The sequence below is a fragment of the Streptomyces sp. V1I1 genome (genome assembly GCF_030817355.1).
Taxonomy (GTDB): Bacteria; Actinomycetota; Actinomycetes; order Streptomycetales; family Streptomycetaceae; genus Streptomyces.
Map to the genome: position 1 here is coordinate 4,955,352 of NZ_JAUSZH010000001.1, position 17,707 is coordinate 4,973,058.

The window sequence follows — 17,707 nt, forward strand, 5'->3', positions numbered from 1 at the left end:
GGATGAGCGCGGCCGGAGTCGCGCTGATGCTCGGCGGCGCGGGGATCCTGCTGGCCGCCGGCCCCGCCCAGGCAGCCGAGGTCGCATACAAGACGGAGTGCATCCCACCGCCCATCTCGGGGCTGCCACCCGTGCAGGGCACCACGAAGGTGCAGATCACCGCGCCCGCCGAGGCCAAGGTCGGCGACGAGGTCGAGGTGGTGTGGAAGTTCGTCGAGGCGGCTTCCAAGAACCCCGACATCCTCGACCTGGAGAAGGACACGGTGAAGCCGACCGGCACGCTCAAGGCGGCCGGCGCGCAGACCGCGGACATCGCCATGGAGGGGCCGCGGACGAACCCGCCGATCCCGAAGAACAGCCCGATGAAGCTGTCCGACATGAAGGGCAAGGTCAAGCTGACCAAGGCGGGCGAGATCACGCTCACGCCCGACGCGTACAACATCAACGTCTCCAAGCCGATGTCCACCGACACCAAGTGCACGCCGAAGGAGACGGTCAAGGCCGCGGCGACGATCAAGGTGTCGGACGGCGGCGGCACTTCGGGCGGTACGACGTCGGGCGGGACCACCTCGGGCGGTACGACGGCCGGCGGGACCACGTCCTCCGGCGGCACCACCGCCGGGGGCACGACCAGCGGCGGCACCACATCCGGCGGCGGCGACGGCGGCCAGAGCGACTTCCCCGGCAAGGAGGTCGGCGTCACCTTCGAGTGCAAGTCGCCGGGACCGGCGAGCATCAACTCCAAGGTGACCATCAACGCCAAGAAGAACGGCGGGAGTTACGACCTCGTCGTCAAGACCGCCAAGGGCGTCATGAACAGCCCGGCCGCGCTCCCCGCGGGCGCCCTCAAGCCGTCCATGGCGGTCCTTCTCGGCGGCGCCGACAAGGGCACCGTCCCCGTCACAGGCCCTGCCAACAAGGATCCGCTGGAGCAGGGGAAGCCGGTGGACCTGCCCGACATGGCCGGGACGTACAAGCCGGGCGCCAGCGGCAAGTCGACGCTCAGCCCCGGGACCCTGACGATCGACGTCACCCTGGGCGGCCAGAAGATCAGCATCCCGTGCACGGTCAAGGGCAAGGCGGAGGCCTCCCTCGAACTCGACACGGCGGCCCAGCCGGGCGGTGCGAGCGGCGGCGGCAGCGCGGGCGGCAGCTCCGGCGGCGGCACGGCGAGCGGCGGGAGTTCGAACACCGGCGGCGGCCTGGCCCAGACGGGAGCCGAGGACAACGGCGCCCTGCGCGCACTCGCCCTGGTCGCCGGCACGGTGATCCTGCTGGGCGGCGCGGTGTTCACGTTCACCCCGTGGCGCCGGCTGCGCGGCACGCGCTAGCGGGCCCGGCACGGCGAAGGGCCGTCGCACCGAATCCGGTGCGACGGCCCTTCGTATGAGCAGGAGCTACGTCAGTGGACGTCGCCCATCAGCGTCTCGACCTTCTTGCGGTACATGTAGATCGCGAAGCCGGCCGCGGAGGCGAGCAACGCCTGCATGGCGATGATCGAGGTTCCGTTCAGGTCGACACCCGCGAGCGAGAGCAGACCCGTGGTGCAGTCACCGGCGGTGACGGCGAGGAACCAGACACCCATCATCTGGCTGGCGTACTTCTGCGGCGCCATCTTGGTGGTGACCGAGAGGCCGACCGGGGAGAGGCACAGCTCGGCGATCGTCTGGATCATGTAGATCGAGACCAGCCACATCGGGCTGACCTTCGTGCCGTCACCGGCCAGGCCCATCGGCACGATGAAGACGAAGAACGAACCGCCGACGAGGACCAGAGCCATCGCGAACTTCACGATGGTGCTGGGCTCCTGGTTCTTGCGGGCCAGCCACAGCCACATCCAGGCGAAGACCGGGGCGAGCGCCATGACGAACAGAGGGTTCAGCGACTGGAACCAGGTGGCCGGGAAGGCGAAGCCGAACAGGCTGTCACCGGTCTTGCCGTCCGCGAACAGAGACAGCGTGGAGCCACCCTGGTCGTAGATCATCCAGAAGAGGGCGGCGGCCACGAAGAACCAGATGTAGCCGCTCATCTTCGACTGCTCGGCGGTGCTCAGGCTCTTGTCGAGCTTGATGCGGACCAGCACGGCGATCGGGATGATCAGACCGGCCAGCGTGAGCGGGACCAGCGCCCAGTTCAGGGTGTACTTGCCCGCCATGACCACGGCGCCGTAGAAGCCGGCGATCACGACGACGGCGACGGCGACCTTGAGCAGGATGCTCTTGCGCTCCGCGGCGTCGAGCGGGTTCGGGACGACGCTGCTCTTCTCGCTCAGGCTTCGGGTGCCGATCAGGAACTGGGCCAGCCCCAGGGCCATGCCGACCGCGGCGAGCGCGAAGCCGAGGTGCCAGTTGTGCGTCTCACCGACGGTGCCGATCACCAGCGGCGCCGCGAACGCACCCAGGTTGATGCCCATGTAGAAGATCGTGAAGCCACCGTCACGGCGCGGGTCGTCCGGACCGTCGTAGAGGTGACCCACCATCGTGGAGATGTTGGCCTTGAGCAGACCGGAGCCGACCGCGACGAGGATCAGGCCGACGAAGAACATCGCCTGGCCCGGGACGGCGAGCGAGAGGTGACCGGCCATGATCACGAAGCCGGCGATGGTGACGGTCTTGCGAGCGCCCCAGACACGGTCACCGAACCAGCCGCCGGGCATGGCCATGAGGTAGACCATCGAGACGTAGACGGCGTAGATCGCCGATGCCGTCGCCGCGGTCATCGCGAGCCCGCCGCCCTGGCTGCCGGTTGCCGCGTCGGCACCACCGGAGACCAGGTAGAGCACGAGAAGGGCGCGCATGCCGTAGTAGCTGAAGCGCTCCCACATCTCCGTCATGAAGAGAGTGGCCAGGCCGCGGGGGTGGCCGATGAAGGTCTTCTCGGAGCCAGGGGTACTGGCCGAGTCCTTCGTCAGGCTGGACGCCATGGTCGATCCTTGCTTGATCGGGACGCGGCGCTTTGTGAGCGGTACGCGCCCGGTGGGGGGTTGGCCGGCACCGGCAAGGGACGCGTCCCGCCCCACGCCTGAGGGGTTCGCTCCGGTACGTCGGAGACGGGGGGACTGTCCGCACCGGATCCACGCCCCGCGCGCCATCGCGCTCGGGGCCCGGCCCACAGGTCATTCACTGTCTTCGAGACTGGCGAGCCAACCTCGCGCAGCAAAGAGACCCTTGGCGCGTGTCGCGTGCCAAAGGTCCCGTGTAGTGCTACAGGCGTCGCATCACCATACGACATGACACTGCGGCATATGGAAGGACTTGAGATATGGATCACAGGCGTTCCTGGAACTACCTGCCCTGAATCGAAGGTCGTAGTCATGATCGCATCCCACACCCACAGGGCTTGACGATCACGCACCGACGCGTACGTCTTGCGGTCTACCATCACCCCATGACCCGTGTACTGCTCGCCGAGGACGACGCTTCCATCTCGGAGCCGCTGGCCCGCGCCTTGCGCCGGGAGGGTTACGAGGTCGAGGTCCGGGAGGACGGTCCGACCGCGCTCGACGCCGGACTTGCCGGTGGCGTCGACCTGGTGGTGCTCGACCTCGGGCTGCCCGGCATGGACGGCCTGGAGGTCGCCCGGCGGCTGCGTGCCGAAGGCCACACGATCCCGATCCTGGTGCTGACCGCCCGCGCGGACGAGGTCGACACCGTGGTCGGCCTGGACGCCGGCGCGGACGACTACGTCACCAAGCCGTTCCGCCTCGCCGAACTCCTCGCCCGGGTGCGGGCCCTGCTCCGGCGCGGCGCCACCGAGCCCGTCCCGGCGCCTTCCACCCATGGCGTACGGATCGACGTAGAGTCGCACCGGGCCTGGATGGGCGACGAGGAGCTGCAGCTCACGGCGAAGGAGTTCGACCTGCTGCGGGTGCTGGTCCGGGACGCGGGCCGGGTGGTCACGCGCGACCAGCTGATGCGCGAGGTCTGGGACACGACCTGGTGGTCGTCGACCAAGACGCTGGACATGCACATCTCGTGGCTGCGCAAGAAACTGGGCGACGACGCGGCGAACCCGAGGTACATCGCGACGGTACGGGGCGTCGGCTTCCGCTTCGAGAAGAGCTAGCAGGGGTACGGGCCGGGTCCCGCACGCCCTCGTAACATCGCGTTCCGCCCGGAGGGCACATTGCGCCGCCGTCTGATCAACTCCACGCTCGCCGTCGTGCTGGTCGTCATCGCCGTCTTCGGCGTCTCCCTCGTCCTCGTCGAGACCCGCACCATCAGCAGCAGCGCCCAGGAGAGCGTGGACTCCGAGGCCCTGCGCCTCGTCAGCATCGTCGACAGCCGGCTCATCGGCGGCGAGCCTGTCAACCCCGACATCCTCGCCGAGCAGAGCGGCGCCAAGCGGTACGCCCTGATCGAGATCCCCGGCCGCGCCCCCATCGAGATCGGCGAGCGCCCCACCGGCAGCGTCATCCGAGGCACCGCGGAGGGCGAGCGCGACGAGACCGTCACCGTCGAGGAACCCCGCTCCTCCGTGACCCGCGAGGTCGGCCGGAGCCTGCTGATCATCGGCGGGGTCGCCCTGCTCGCGGTCATCGCCGCCGTTCTGCTCGCCGTACGCCAGGCGAACCGCCTCGGCTCCCCGCTCACTGACCTCGCCGAGACCGCCGAACGCCTCGGCTCGGGCGACCCGCGCCCCCGCCACAAGCGCTACGGCGTCCCCGAGCTCGACCGGGTCGCCGACGTCCTCGACGCCAGCGCCGAGCGCATCGCCCGGATGCTCACCGCCGAGCGCCGGCTCGCCGCGGACGCCTCGCACCAGCTCCGTACGCCGCTGACCGCGCTCTCCATGCGGCTGGAGGAGATCACCGTCACCGATGACCTGGAGACGGTGAAGGAGGAGGCCAGCATCGCACTGGCCCAGGTGGAGCGGCTCACCGACGTGGTGGAGCGGCTGCTCACCAACTCCCGTGACCCGCGCACCGGTTCGGCCGTCACCTTCGATCTGGACGAGGTCGTCAAGCAGCAGCTGGAGGAGTGGCGGCCGGCCTACCGCAGCGCGGGCCGGGCCATCGTCTGCTCGGGACGGCAGGGCATGCGGGCCGTCGGCACCCCGGGCGCGGTCGCCCAGGTGCTCGCCGCGCTGATCGAGAACTCCCTCATGCACGGCGGCGGCACGGTGGCCGTGCGCACCCGCGCCACCGGCAATCAGGCCGTGGTCGAGGTGACCGACGAGGGCCCCGGCGTACCGGCCGACCTCGGCGCGCGGATCTTCGAGCGGACCATCAGCGGCCGCAACTCCACCGGCATCGGACTGGCCGTGGCCCGCGATCTGGCGGAGGCGGACGGCGGCCGTCTTGAGCTGCTCCAGCAGCATCCGCCGGTCTTCGCGCTGTTCCTGAGCCGGGTGGTGCGCAGCCGCAAGGACCAATTTCGCAAAGACCACCTGCGCAAGGGCGACCCGCACAAGGACGACCCGCCCACAGTCAGGTAGTCAGCCGCCAGGTAGTCAGCCGCGGACTTGGCCGGCCGCAGACTTGGTCAGCCGCGGACCTTGTCGGGCTGCGGCCGCCGCTGCCCCAGGAACGACTCCGCAGTCTGCACGGCCTCGCGCCCCGGCAGCGCCCGGAACACCCAGGTGCGGTACGACCAGAAGCGGAACAGCGTCGCGATGCCGATGCCGAGGAACTTGAAGATGTTGCTCTGCAGCGGACTGTCCCAGCCGAAGCCGTACGTCGCGGCGTACAGCACCCCGCTCTGGATCACGAGACCGACGAGGCTGAACAGGAAGAAGAGCGTCAGCTCCTTGGTCCTGCGGCTCTTGTCGCGGTCCCGGTAGGTGAAGTACCGGAAGCCCAGATAGTTGAAGCCGATCGCGACAACCGTGGCGATGATGCTCGCCCGCACGACAGGGATGTCCGTGAGATGCCGTACGAGGTTGAAGACTCCCAGGTCCACCAGGAGTCCCACGCCACCCACTGCGCCGAACTTCGCGAACTCGCGAGCCAGCTGCTCGAGCCGCACGCGCAGTGCGCTTCGTTCACTCATGGTGATCGCTAGCCCCGTTCGAGTCGGTGTCGTCGACCCAGCCATGCTATCCAGCACCCCCCGGCTCCCGCCTTTCGGACGGCCGCGATGGTGTGGCGAGGCTGTGACAAGGCAGACGGTACCCGGGTCCGGGACCACGGGCGGCAGGGACGTCCCGGGGCGGCGGATACCCTAGGAGGGTGACGTTCCCGGTAGTCGGCATGGTCGGCGGCGGTCAGCTCGCCCGTATGACCCACGAGGCGGGTATCCCCCTCGGCATCAGATTCAAGCTCCTCAGTGACACCCCGCAGGACTCCGCGGCCCAGGTGGTCAGCGATGTCGTCGTCGGCGACTATCGCGACCTGGACACGCTGCGTGAGTTCGCGCGGGGCTGCGATGTGATCACTTTCGATCACGAGCACGTCCCGATCGAGCACCTGCGGGCCCTGGAGGCCGACGGGATCCCCGTCCGGCCGGGGCCCGACGCCCTGGTGCACGCGCAGGACAAGGGCGTGATGCGCGCCAAGCTCGACGAGCTCGGCGCACCCTGCCCGCGCCACCGCATCGTGGCGGACCCCGCCGATGTGTCGGCGTTCGCCGACGAGGTCGGAGGCTTCCCGGTCATCCTCAAGACGGTGCGCGGCGGCTACGACGGCAAGGGCGTCTGGTTCGTCCGTACGCAAGAGGACGCCGAGGCCCCCTTCAAGGCCGGCGTCCCCGTCCTCGCCGAGGAGAAGGTCGACTTCACCCGCGAGCTGGCGGCGAACATCGTCCGCTCCCCGCACGGCCAGGCCGTCGCCTACCCCGTCGTCGAGTCCCGGCAGGTCGACGGCGTCTGCGACACGGTGATCGCGCCCGCGCCCGGTCTGGACGAGGAGCTGGCCGGCCAGGCCCAGGAGCTCGCCCTGCGGATCGCGAAGGAGCTCGGCGTCGTCGGCCATCTCGCGGTCGAGCTGTTCGAGACGACCGACGGCCGCATCCTGGTCAACGAGCTCGCCATGCGCCCGCACAACTCCGGCCACTGGACCCAGGACGGCGCGATCACCTCGCAGTTCGCCAACCATGTCCGTGCCGTTCTCGACCTCCCGCTCGGCGACCCGCGCCCGCGCGGCACCTGGACGGTCATGGCGAACGTCCTCGGCGGGGACTACCCCGACATGTATCAGGCGTATCTGCACTGCATGGCCCGCGACCCCCAGCTCAAGATCCACATGTACGGCAAGGACGTGAAGCCCGGCCGCAAGGTCGGCCATGTCAACACTTACGGCGACGACCTGGAGGACGTGCTGGAGCGCGCCCGTCACGCCGCCGGCTATCTGCGAGGGACGATCGTTGAGTAACCCACTGGTCGGCATCGTCATGGGCTCGGACTCCGACTGGCCCGTCATGGAGGCCGCGGCGCAGGCCCTCGACGAGTTCGAGATCCGGTACGAGGTCGATGTCGTCTCCGCGCACCGGATGCCACGCGAAATGATCGCGTACGGAGAGGAGGCCGCGGACCGCGGTCTCAAGGCGATCATCGCGGGCGCCGGGGGAGCGGCCCATCTGCCGGGCATGCTCGCATCCGTCACCCCGCTCCCGGTCATCGGCGTCCCGGTACCGCTGAAGTACCTCGACGGGATGGACTCGCTGCTGTCCATCGTGCAGATGCCGGCGGGCGTGCCGGTCGCCACGGTCTCGGTCGCCGGAGCCCGTAACGCGGGCCTGCTCGCGGCCCGCATCCTGGCCACGCAGGACAATGAACTCCTCGCCCGTATGCGGGAGTTCCAGCAGGAGCTGAACGACCAGGCGACGGAGAAGGGCAAGCGGCTGCGTACGAAGGTCGAGGGTGCGGCGGCCTTCGGTTTCGGGAAGTAACACCGCCATGGACTTTCTCAGCCGGGCACGGGAACTCCTCGCCGAACACCCAGTCGTCGACGGGCACAACGACCTGCCGTGGGCGCTTCGCGAACACGTCCGCTACGACCTGAACCGTATGGACATCGCCGCCGACCAGAGAGGCCGGCTGCACACGGACATCCCGCGGCTGCGCGCCGGCGGGGTCGGCGCGCAGTTCTGGTCCGTGTACGTACGCAGCGACATGGCCGGGGACGACGCGGTCAGCGCGACCCTGGAGCAGGTCGACGGGGTGCGCCAGCTGCTGGAGCGCTACCCGGCCGACCTGGCCGCCGCACTGACGGCGGACGACATGGAGAAGGCGCGCGGCGAGGGCCGGATCGCCTCGCTCATGGGCGCCGAGGGCGGGCACTCCATCAACAACTCGCTCGCCACGCTGCGGGCGCTGTACGCGCTGGGCGTGCGCTATATGACGCTCACCCACAACGACAACGTCCCGTGGGCGGACTCGGCGACCGATGCTCCCGGGGTCGGCGGCCTCTCGGACTTCGGTCACGAGGTCGTACGGGAGATGAACCGCACCGGCATGCTGGTCGACCTCTCCCACGTGGCCGCGTCCACGATGCGCGACGCGCTCGCCACGTCGGCCGCCCCGGTCGTCTTCTCGCACTCCTCGTCCCGGGCGATCTGCGACCACGTACGCAACATCCCCGACGATGTGCTGGCGCTGCTGCCCGCGAACGGCGGCGTCGCGATGGTCACCTTCGTGCCGAAGTTCATCCTCCCGCAGGCCGTCGCCTGGACCCAGGCGGCCGACGAGAACATGCAGACGCACGGCTTCCACCCCCTGGACACGACGCCGGACGCGATGCGGATCCACGCGGCCTTCGAGGAGGCGCACCCCCGCCCGGTGGCCACCGTCGCGACGGTGGCGGACCACCTCGACCATATGCGCGAGGTCGCCGGCGTCGACCACATCGGCATCGGCGGCGACTTCGACGGCACCGCCTTCACCCCCGCCGGCCTGGACGACGTCGCGGGCTATCCCAACCTGATCGCGGAGCTGCTGCAGCGCGGCTGGTCGGCCTCCGAACTGGCGAAGCTCACCTGGCAGAACGCGGTGCGCACGCTGCGCGCGGCGGAGGACGTCGCCCGCGATCTGCAGACGCAGCGGGGCCCGTCGAACGTGACGATCGGGCAGCTCGACGGCTGAGTGCGGTCCGCTCGACGGCTGAGTGCGGTGCGGGGGTCCGGGGTCAGGCCTCGTACCCCGAACGCACCAACCCACCGTGAACCCTCGGCGCTCCCGTGCCACGGTGGCTCTACGGCACGGTCGTTCGAAGCTCGGAGCACCCGCCATGGCAGATCTGCAGGACGAACCCCAAACCGCCACCGCCGCGGTCGGCAACTTCGGCGACTTCGGCGCCCTCGACGATCTCGGTGACCTCGACTCCCTGGCGCTGCCCCGCGCCGGGGCGTCGGCCGAGCCGGTCGAGCCGGTCGAGCCGGTCGCCGGGAGCCTGGAGCGGGCACGGGAACTACTTGCCGTGCACCCGATAGCCGACGGGTTCAGCGGTCTGGCCCAGGCGCTCAGGGGCACCCCGTCGCACGACATCGAACACGGCGAGCGGACGCTGGAGACGGACATACCCCGGCTGCGGGACGGCGGCGTCGGCGCGCAGTTCTGGTCTCTGCATGCGCCGTCCGAGATCACCGGTGACGGCGCGCTGACCGTGACGATGGAGCAGCTCGACCTGGTCCGCTCGCTGGTGGCCGGCTATCCCGAAAGCATGCGCCTGGCGCTGAGCGTCGACGACCTCGCCGACGCACGCAACTGCGGCCGCATAGCCGTGCTGCTCGGCCCGGTGGCCGGCCCGGCCCTGGGCGACTCGCTCGGCACGCTGCGCGCGTACCACGCCTTGGGCGTCCGCAGCCTGACCCTCGCGGGCACTCGCTGGACCCAGCGCACCGGCCTGACCTCCTTCGGCCATGAGGTCGTCCGCGAGATGAACCGCCTGGGCATCGTCGTCGACCTCTCCGGCTGCACGCCCGAGACGATGCACCGGGCGCTGAAGGTGGCCCAGGCGCCGGTCGTCATCTCGCACCACCCGGAGCGGGTCCCGGACGACGTACTGCGCCAGCTCCGCGCCAACCGCGGCGTCTGCATGGTCCCTTGCACGGCCGCCACCCTCCGCGAAACGGCGGACCACCTGGACCACGTCCGCGACGCGGTCGGCCCGGAGTCGGTAGCCCTCACCGGCGCCTACGACACGGGCGCCCAACACGCCCCCGACCTGGCAGACGTGTCCTGCTTCCCCCGCCTGATCGCCGAACTCCTGGACCGCTCCTGGCCCGAACCGGACATCGAGGCGCTGACATGGGGGAACGTATACCGGGTCGTGAGGGACACGGATTTCGTGGCCAGGGCGATGCAGGACCGCAGGTCGGCGTCGACAGCACGGGTGACGACGCTGGACGACGCGTAGGGGCTTGGGGGCCGGGCCCCGCTTTGTCCGCGCTGAGCGCGCCGCTCAGTTCGCGCAGAGGCAGAACGGATGCCCCGCCGGGTCCGCGTACACCCGCCAGGACCGGCCCCTGTCGTCCGCGTCCAGCGGCCTCGCGCCCAGTGCCAGCGCCTCCTTCTCCGCCGCATCCAGGTCGTCCACCATCAGGTCCAGGTGGAACTGCTGCGAGGCGTCGGGTGCCGGCCACTTCGGCGGTACGAAGTCCGGTGCCGCCTGGAACGCCAGCGGGGCGCCCGGTGCTCCCGTCAGGGAGACCCAGCCGTCGCCGTCAGTCTCGATGTCACCGCCCAGGAGCCCGGCGTAGAAGCGGCCGAGCGCGACAGGGTCGGGACAGTCCAGCACCACAGTGCCCAGCGTGGCGATGGCCATGGTCTGCTCCTCTGTTTGAGTTACCGGTACAACGGCGTAACCAGTAACGGTTACCCCATGCTCCCGCACCAGAGGTAACGTCGCAACCATGTACGACAGGGCACCCGCACCCGGCGGCCTCGTGCTGGTCGAGGCCCTGGTGAACACGCTGAACATCGAGAACGGCGCCGACATGCTCGACACCGCCGACGGCCGCGCCGCCTTCGGTCTCGCCGAGCGCGACGTCCCCGCCGCCCGGGAGCTCCGCGAGGCCCTGCGCGGCGCCTGCCTCGCGCACGCCGGGCACCGATCACCGGGCCGCTCGCCCGCCGCGCTCGACCGGCTCCTGGCCGGGGCCCCGCTGTACGTCACCGTCGCCGAGGACGGCGCCGCGGCACTGCGCCCCGCGACTCCGGACGGCCCGCTCGTCTCCCGTATCGCGGAGGCCATCGCCGCCGCGGCCGCCGACGGGACATGGGCGCGCCTCAAGGCGTGCGAGGCCGAGGACTGCCACTGGGCGTACTACGACCGCAGCCCGGCCGGCCGCAGCCGCTGGTGCTCGATGGCGGTGTGCGGCGCGCGCGCCAAGATGCGCACGTACCGCGCCCGCCGCACGGCGACAGGCTGACGGATCCTCAGGCCGACCGCCGCGCCGCGAACGGCGAAGGCCCATGCCGACCGTCGCGCCGCGAGCGGCGAAAGCTCAGGCGCGCAGCCGCGCCGCGAGCGGCGGAAGCTCAGGCCCGCGGCCGCCCCATCGCCCGGTACGTCCAGCCCGCCTCGCGCCACTTCCCGCCGTCCAGCGCGTTCCTGCCGTCCAGCACGATCCGGCTCGTCACGACCTCGCCCAGCGCCGCCGGGTCCAGCTCGCGGAACTCGCGCCACTCCGTCAGGTGCAGCACCACATCCGCGCTCCGCACCGCCTCCAGCGCCGAGTCCGCGTACCCGAGCGTCGGGAACAGCCGCCGTGCGTTCTCCATGCCCTTGGGGTCGTACACCGTGACCTGGCCGCCCTGCAGATGGATCTGGCCCGCCACATTCAGCGCCGGTGAATCCCGTACGTCGTCCGAGTCCGGCTTGAACGTCGCGCCCAGCACGGCCACCCGCTTCCCCAGGAAGGAGTCGCCGCCCACCGCGTCCCGCGCCAGCTCCACCATGTGCCCGCGCCGCCGCATATTGATCGAGTCGACCTCGCGCAGGAACGTCAGCGCCTGGTCCACGCCCAGCTCACCGGCCCGCGCCATGAACGCCCGGATGTCCTTCGGCAGGCAGCCCCCCCCGAAGCCGACGCCCGCCCGCAGGAACTTCTTCCCGATGCGCTCGTCGTGCCCGATCGCCTCCGCCAGCTTCACCACATCGCCGTCCGCGGCCTCGCAGATCTCCGCCATGGCGTTGATGAACGAGATCTTGGTCGCCAGGAAGGAATTCGCCGCGGTCTTCACCAGCTCCGCCGTCGGGTAGTCCGTCACCACGAACGGCGACCCCTCCTCGACCGGCGTCGCGTACACCTCGCGCAGCAGCTTCTCGGCCCGCTCGCTGGTGACGCCCACCACGACCCGGTCCGGGTGCAGCGTGTCCTGCACGGCGAAGCCCTCCCGCAGGAACTCCGGGTTCCAGGCCAGCTCCACGTCCCCCGGCGCCTTCTCGGCGAGAAGGTCGGCCAGCCGCTGCGCCGACCCCACCGGGACGGTCGACTTGCCGACGACGAGCGCGGTCCGCGTCAGTACCGGCGCCAGCGACTCGAAGGCGGAGTCGACGTACGACATGTCACAGGCGTACTCCCCGTGCTTCTGCGGGGTGTTCACGCAGACAAAATGAACGTCGCCGAACTCCCCGATCTCCTCCCAGGAGGTCGTGAAGCGCAGCCGCCCGCTCGATCCCTCTATCCCCGCGACATGCCTGGCGAGCAGCTCCTCCAGCCCCGGCTCGTACATAGGGACCTTGCCCGCCGAAAGCATCTCGATCTTCTCGGGCACGATGTCGAGTCCGAGCACTTCGAAGCCCAGCTCCGCCATGGCCGCGGCGTGCGTGGCGCCGAGATATCCGGTGCCGATCACGGTGATCTTGAGGGCCATGCGGTGCTCCAGGGAAGTGCGGGCTCGGAATGCGTGCCCGAGCATAGCCGTGCCCCCTCGGGGCACGTTTCCCCCTGTCAGACCGCTGTCGCCAAGGTCACGTATGCCTAGCTGCGGCCAGCCCTCTAAAATTCGGTTACTTAACGGTAGTTAGCGTTCCTTGGGGAGTGAGAGACCTTGGCCGGATCGACCGGTAACTCGGCATTTGACCTGTACCGCCCGTCCGAAGAGCACGACATGCTCCGTGACGCCATCCGCTCGCTCGCCGAGGCAAAGATCGCTCCGTTCGCCGCCGAGGTCGACGAGGAGGCCCGCTTCCCGCAGGAGGCCCTCGACGCCCTGGTCTCCGCCGACCTGCACGCGGTCCACGTCCCGGAGTCCTACGGCGGCGCGGGCGCCGACGCGCTGGCCACCGTCATCGTCATCGAAGAGGTCGCGCGCGTCTGCGCCTCCTCCTCCCTGATCCCGGCCGTGAACAAGCTCGGCTCGCTCCCGGTGATCCTCTCCGGCTCCGAGGACCTCAAGAAGAAGTACCTGGGCCCGCTCGCCAATGGCGACGGGATGTTCTCGTACTGCCTCTCCGAGCCGGACGCCGGCTCCGACGCGGCCGGTATGAAGACCAAGGCCGTGCGCGACGGCGACCACTACATACTCAACGGCGTGAAGCGCTGGATCACCAACGCCGGCGTCTCCGAGTACTACACGGTGATGGCCGTCACCGACCCGACCAAGCGCTCCAAGGGCATCAGCGCCTTCGTTGTCGAGAAGTCCGACGAGGGCGTCTCCTTCGGCGCCCCGGAGAAGAAGCTCGGCATCAAGGGCTCCCCGACCCGGGAGGTCTACCTCGACAACGTCCGCATCCCCGCCGACCGCATGATCGGCGAGGAGGGCACCGGCTTCGCGACCGCCATGAAGACCCTGGACCACACCCGCATCACGATCGCGGCCCAGGCCCTCGGCATCGCGCAGGGCGCTCTCGACTACGCCAAGGGCTACGTCCAGGAGCGCAAGCAGTTCGGCAAGCCGATCGCCGACTTCCAGGGCATCCAGTTCATGCTCGCCGACATGGCGATGAAGCTGGAGGCCGCCCGCCAGCTCACCTACGCCGCGGCTGCCAAGTCCGAGCGGGTCGACAGCGACCTCACCTTCTTCGGCGCGGCCGCCAAGTGCTACGCCTCGGACGCCGCCATGGAGATCACCACGGACGCGGTCCAGCTGCTCGGCGGCTACGGCTACACCCGTGACTACCCCGTCGAGCGCATGATGCGCGACGCCAAGATCACGCAGATTTATGAAGGCACGAATCAGGTTCAGCGGATCGTCATGGCCCGCAACCTGCCGTAAGCCGGCATACGAAATTCGGCATACGAAGGGGGCCCGCACCGGACGTTTCCGGTGCGGGCCCCTTCGCGTCGTCGCGTCAGCGGTCCGAGGTGACCGTGACCTTCTCGTCGTTCTTCAACTGCTGCACCAGCTGCTTCACCTTCGCCTTGTCCCAGACCAGGTTCCCGCCCCTGCTGCCCGAGATCGGCATGTTCATGGACTTGCCCTCGCCGCCCGTGACGCCCTTCATCGCGAAGAACATCTTGCCCAGCGACCACAGGGACATGTCCTTGTCGACGATCAGGGTGTCCAGGCCCGCGCCCATCGTCGGGTAGAGCTTGAACGGGTTGAGCATCGTGCCCGGCGTCGCCGTCTGGCTCGCCAGAGCCGCAAGGAACTTCTGCTGGTTCTTCGTACGGTCCAGGTCGCTGCCCGCGAAGGCGTACCGCGTCCGCACGAACGCCAGCGACTGCTCGCCGTTCAGCGTCTGCTTGCCCGCCTGGAAGTCCGCGCCCGACTTCTTGTCCTTGAAGGCCTTCGGGATGTCGATCTCCACGCCGCCGATCGCGTCGACGATGTTCGCGAAACCCGCGAAGCCGATCTCGACGTAATGATCGATGCGCAGGCCCGTGTTGTGCTCGACGGTGCGGACCAGCAGCTCCGGGCCGTCCTCCGCGTACGCCGCGTTCAGCTTCACCCGCCGGCCCTCGGCCGGGAAGGCCTTGCCGGACTCCGAGCCCTTGAAGGACGGTATCTCCACGTCCGAGTCGCGCGGCAGTGAGATCAGCGTCGGGCCGTTCGAGCCCTCGTGCAGGATCATCATCGAGTCGGTCCGCTTGCCCTCGGCCGAGCCCGTGTGGAGCTTCTTCTTGTCGTCGGCCGACATGCCCTCGCGGCTGTCGGAGCCCACGATCAGATAGTTCGTGCCTTCGCCCTCGCCCGGGCGCTCGATGACCTTGGAGAGGTCGACCTCGCGCTTGAGCTTGGAGTCGGCCCAGAAGTACGTGCCGATGGAGACGGCGAGCAGTACGACGACCAGGGTCAGCGAGCCGACCTTGAGGCGGCGCCGCCAGTTGGGGGCGGGGCGGCCGTCATAGGGCCGGCCGTCGTGCGGCGGACCGCCGTTGCCGCCACCGGGGCCGCCGTAGACCTGGCCCGTGTTGTAGCCGCTGTCGTAGCCCTGCTGGTCATAGCCTTCGTCGTACCCTCGCGACTGCGGCGGGACCCCGCCGCGCGGGGGTGCGGCCGGGCGCTGCACATGGCGCATCACTCGCGCGCCCTCGGGTTGAGCGCCGCCGCTGCCGCGGCCGTAGCCGGCTGCGTTGTTGTTGCCGCGGTCGTCGGACCATCCATCGGGCCAGTCATTCATGCGGACCAGTGTGCAGGGCGGGCCCCCGCCGCCCACAAGGCGGGTGGGGGAATAGGGGCAGGGCTGTTGCGAAGCTGATGCAATGCGACCGCCGCAGAGCCCCCGCATATGGTGGAGGGCATGACAGACCAGGCCCAGCACCCGGAGGCAGATATTCCGGGCAAGCCCACCGCGGCGTCCCGAACCACCCTCAGCCACATCATGACCGGCAGTGACACCAATCTCCTCGGCACGGTGCACGGTGGCGTGATCATGAAGCTGGTGGACGACGCGGCGGGCGCGGTCGCGGGCCGCCACTCCGGCGGTCCCGCGGTCACCGCCTCCATGGACGAGATGGTCTTCCTGGTGCCGGTCAGGGTCGGCGATCTGGTGCATGTGAAGGCCCAGGTGAACTGGACGGGCCGGTCCTCGATGGAGGTCGGCGTACGGGTCCTGGCCGAGCGCTGGAACGAGTCGACGCCGGCGACCCAGGTCGGCAGCGCCTACCTCGTCTTCGCCGCCGTCGACGGGGACGGCAAGCCCCGAGCCGTACCGCCGGTCATCCCCGAGACCGAGCGGGATCAGCGGCGCTACCAGGAGGCGCAGATCCGGCGTACGCACCGGCTCGCCCGGCGCCGCGCGATCAAGGAGCTCCGGGACAAGCGCGCGGCGGAGGGCCTGGAGGACTAGGGGGCTGTACGGGGGCGAGGCGGCGGGTCCGGGGGCGGAGCTCCAGCTATGGGCAGACCACCTGGTCGCCGGTGACCGCGCCGAACTCGCCCGGAGGCGGCTCCTCCGCCCGCACCCGCGTCACTCCCTTGTAGTCCGTCCCGGCCGTCACCTTCATTGTCCGTCCCTGCCCCTTCACCGCCCGCAGCTCGCACCCCGGCAGCGCCGCCGCCAGCGACCTCGCCGAGCGGTCCCAGCGCGGGTCGTACGTCACATAGCTGCGGCGCACCTCGCTGCCGCCGAGGTTCAGCGGAGCGCGGGTCGTGTTGAAGCCGGTGGCGCGCAGCGCATCGTCGACCGTTCTGCCCAGGCCGTCGGTGAGCGTCCCGTTGTAGACCTGCACCCGGATCTGCCGCGGCGACACATCAACCGCCGCCGCCTGCGGCCTTTTCGGGCGGTGCGGCGCGAGCGGCTTGTCCTCGCGCAGCGTCTGGAACAGCTTCCTCGACTTCGCCTCGTCCCACTTCACCGTCGCGCCGATGCCCTTGACGTGGTCGCTGGAGTCGCGGAGCGGCACGGAGGTGAACTCCGACGAGGCCGCGGTGAAGCCACGCATCGCCTTGCCCAGGGCGAGCATTTCCTCGGCGCCGAAGCCTTTGTCGGCCCGTACGGAGCTGAGCATCGTCGAGGAGACCTCGCGGAGCTTCACCGGGTTCAGCAGCGCACCGCTGTCGGCCGCCTGGTGGATGAGGGCTGCGAGAAAGCGCTGCTGGCGCTGCATCCGGCCGAGGTCGGCCGCCCCGTCGATATGGCGTGAGCGCACGTACTGCAGTGCCTGCCCGCCGTTCAGCTTGTGGGTGCCGGCGGCGAGATTCAGACCTGTGTACGTGTCCTTCATCCGCCGGGTCGTGCAGATCTCCACCCCGCCCAGCGTGTCCACCGTCTTCATGAAGCTGGTGAAGTCGACCTCCAGATAGTGGTCGATCTTCACCTTGGTCAGCTGCTCGACAGTCCGCACGGTCAGGCTCGGCCCACCCTTCGAATACGCCGCGTTGAGCTTCAACGCGTGCTTCGAGTGGCGCTTGCCGGTGGTCGCGTCGGTGTGCTCCGGGATCACGGCGTAACTGTCCCGCGGCAGGCTCACCACGCTGGCGCGTTCCCGGTCCCCCGAGATGTGCACCAGCATGATCGTGTCGGTGCAGCGGCAGGGCGCGCCGCCGAGCCGGTATTTGCGCTTCTCCTTCTTCGTGATCTTGTCGCGGCCGTCGGTGCCGACGACCAGGAGGTTCATGCCTTCGCCCGCGTCGGGCCGGTTCTTCATGTCCTTGAACGGGTCCACCCGGACGATGCCGGTGTCCACGCTGGTCACCACCGCATGCCCGATGCCGCCCGCCGCCAGCACCAGGACCGAGAGCGTGGTCGCCACTCGCATGCCCCAGCGCGGCCGCTCGACCGGCCGTCTGGTCCTGTTCCGGTCGTTTTGCCGGGGACGGCCGGAGGGGGACGGCCGGGAGCGGGGCGGCGTGGGCAAGGGGGGAAACCTCCGCGGGCGACAGGGGGATCCCGCACACCGTAGGGCCGTACGATCTGCGCCGACCTGCAGCGACCGGTCGC

At 69.8% G+C, this 17,707-nt stretch carries 16 protein-coding genes; 10 read left to right on the forward strand and 6 right to left on the reverse strand.

The window, feature by feature from the left end; genetic code table 11:
- Nucleotides 1–2 precede the first annotated feature (2 nt).
- Complete coding sequence (locus QFZ67_RS23385; protein ID WP_307665940.1) at nucleotides 3–1,331, forward strand: hypothetical protein; 1,329 nt, start codon at nucleotides 3–5, stop codon at nucleotides 1,329–1,331.
- A 71-nt stretch (nucleotides 1,332–1,402) separates the two neighbouring features.
- Here the strand turns inward: QFZ67_RS23385 and QFZ67_RS23390 are convergent, their stop codons facing one another.
- Nucleotides 1,403–2,923 carry a peptide MFS transporter gene (locus QFZ67_RS23390; protein ID WP_307663029.1) on the reverse strand — a complete coding sequence of 507 codons (1,521 nt, stop codon included), beginning with the start codon at nucleotides 2,921–2,923 and terminating at the stop codon, nucleotides 1,403–1,405.
- 464 nt (nucleotides 2,924–3,387) lie between these two features.
- On the opposite strand from QFZ67_RS23390, the gene QFZ67_RS23395 reads away from it, so the two are divergent.
- On the forward strand, nucleotides 3,388–4,065 hold the full coding sequence (locus QFZ67_RS23395; RefSeq protein WP_307663030.1) for a response regulator transcription factor: 678 nt from the start codon (nucleotides 3,388–3,390) through the stop codon (nucleotides 4,063–4,065).
- Nucleotides 4,066–4,125: 60 nt separating this feature from the next.
- The gene (locus tag QFZ67_RS23400) at nucleotides 4,126–5,436 is read left to right on the forward strand and encodes an ATP-binding protein (RefSeq protein ID WP_307663031.1); all 1,311 of its coding nucleotides are present in this window, start codon (nucleotides 4,126–4,128) and stop codon (nucleotides 5,434–5,436) included.
- A gap of 47 nt (nucleotides 5,437–5,483) precedes the next feature.
- Here QFZ67_RS23400 and QFZ67_RS23405 read toward each other — a convergent pair whose 3' ends face one another.
- Entirely contained in the window at nucleotides 5,484–5,990 is a 507-nt protein-coding gene (locus QFZ67_RS23405; protein WP_307663032.1) for a GtrA family protein, read from the reverse strand.
- A gap of 200 nt (nucleotides 5,991–6,190) precedes the next feature.
- Between QFZ67_RS23405 and QFZ67_RS23410 the strand changes: the two genes are divergently transcribed.
- The 4 genes from QFZ67_RS23410 (at nucleotide 6,191) to QFZ67_RS23425 (ending at nucleotide 10,291) form a co-directional block, all read left to right on the forward strand.
- Nucleotides 6,191–7,309, forward strand: coding sequence for a 5-(carboxyamino)imidazole ribonucleotide synthase (locus tag QFZ67_RS23410; protein WP_307665941.1), 1,119 nt, complete (start codon nucleotides 6,191–6,193; stop codon nucleotides 7,307–7,309).
- Nucleotides 7,310–7,328: 19 nt separating this feature from the next.
- A complete protein-coding gene (purE, locus tag QFZ67_RS23415) occupies nucleotides 7,329–7,826 on the forward strand; it encodes a 5-(carboxyamino)imidazole ribonucleotide mutase (protein ID WP_307665942.1) in 498 nt (165 codons plus the stop codon).
- A gap of 7 nt (nucleotides 7,827–7,833) precedes the next feature.
- Entirely contained in the window at nucleotides 7,834–9,018 is a 1,185-nt protein-coding gene (locus tag QFZ67_RS23420) for a dipeptidase (protein ID WP_307663033.1), read from the forward strand.
- A gap of 145 nt (nucleotides 9,019–9,163) precedes the next feature.
- A complete protein-coding gene (locus QFZ67_RS23425; RefSeq protein ID WP_307663034.1) occupies nucleotides 9,164–10,291 on the forward strand; it encodes a dipeptidase in 1,128 nt (375 codons plus the stop codon).
- 45 nt (nucleotides 10,292–10,336) lie between these two features.
- On the opposite strand, the gene QFZ67_RS23430 is transcribed toward QFZ67_RS23425, so the two are convergent.
- The gene (locus tag QFZ67_RS23430; protein WP_307663035.1) at nucleotides 10,337–10,699 is read right to left on the reverse strand and encodes a VOC family protein; all 363 of its coding nucleotides are present in this window, start codon (nucleotides 10,697–10,699) and stop codon (nucleotides 10,337–10,339) included.
- Nucleotides 10,700–10,787: 88 nt separating this feature from the next.
- Here QFZ67_RS23430 and QFZ67_RS23435 point away from each other — a divergent pair, with 88 nt between their 5' ends.
- The gene (locus QFZ67_RS23435; protein WP_307663036.1) at nucleotides 10,788–11,306 is read left to right on the forward strand and encodes a CGNR zinc finger domain-containing protein; all 519 of its coding nucleotides are present in this window, start codon (nucleotides 10,788–10,790) and stop codon (nucleotides 11,304–11,306) included.
- Between the two features lie 109 nt (nucleotides 11,307–11,415).
- Here QFZ67_RS23435 and QFZ67_RS23440 read toward each other — a convergent pair whose 3' ends face one another.
- Nucleotides 11,416–12,753: a UDP-glucose/GDP-mannose dehydrogenase family protein gene (locus QFZ67_RS23440; RefSeq protein WP_307663037.1), complete on the reverse strand. Its 1,338-nt coding sequence runs from the start codon at nucleotides 12,751–12,753 to the stop codon at nucleotides 11,416–11,418.
- A gap of 177 nt (nucleotides 12,754–12,930) precedes the next feature.
- Here QFZ67_RS23440 and QFZ67_RS23445 point away from each other — a divergent pair, with 177 nt between their 5' ends.
- The gene (locus QFZ67_RS23445) at nucleotides 12,931–14,097 is read left to right on the forward strand and encodes an acyl-CoA dehydrogenase family protein (protein ID WP_307663038.1); all 1,167 of its coding nucleotides are present in this window, start codon (nucleotides 12,931–12,933) and stop codon (nucleotides 14,095–14,097) included.
- A gap of 76 nt (nucleotides 14,098–14,173) precedes the next feature.
- On the opposite strand, the gene QFZ67_RS23450 is transcribed toward QFZ67_RS23445, so the two are convergent.
- The gene (locus QFZ67_RS23450) at nucleotides 14,174–15,445 is read right to left on the reverse strand and encodes an LCP family protein (RefSeq protein ID WP_307663039.1); all 1,272 of its coding nucleotides are present in this window, start codon (nucleotides 15,443–15,445) and stop codon (nucleotides 14,174–14,176) included.
- Nucleotides 15,446–15,565: 120 nt separating this feature from the next.
- Between QFZ67_RS23450 and QFZ67_RS23455 the strand changes: the two genes are divergently transcribed.
- Nucleotides 15,566–16,114, forward strand: a complete 549-nt coding sequence (locus QFZ67_RS23455) for an acyl-CoA thioesterase (protein ID WP_307663040.1) — start codon at nucleotides 15,566–15,568, stop codon at nucleotides 16,112–16,114.
- Between the two features lie 46 nt (nucleotides 16,115–16,160).
- On the opposite strand, the gene QFZ67_RS23460 is transcribed toward QFZ67_RS23455, so the two are convergent.
- On the reverse strand, nucleotides 16,161–17,525 hold the full coding sequence (locus QFZ67_RS23460; protein WP_307663041.1) for an LCP family protein: 1,365 nt from the start codon (nucleotides 17,523–17,525) through the stop codon (nucleotides 16,161–16,163).
- Between the last annotated feature and the right edge of the window lie 182 nt (nucleotides 17,526–17,707).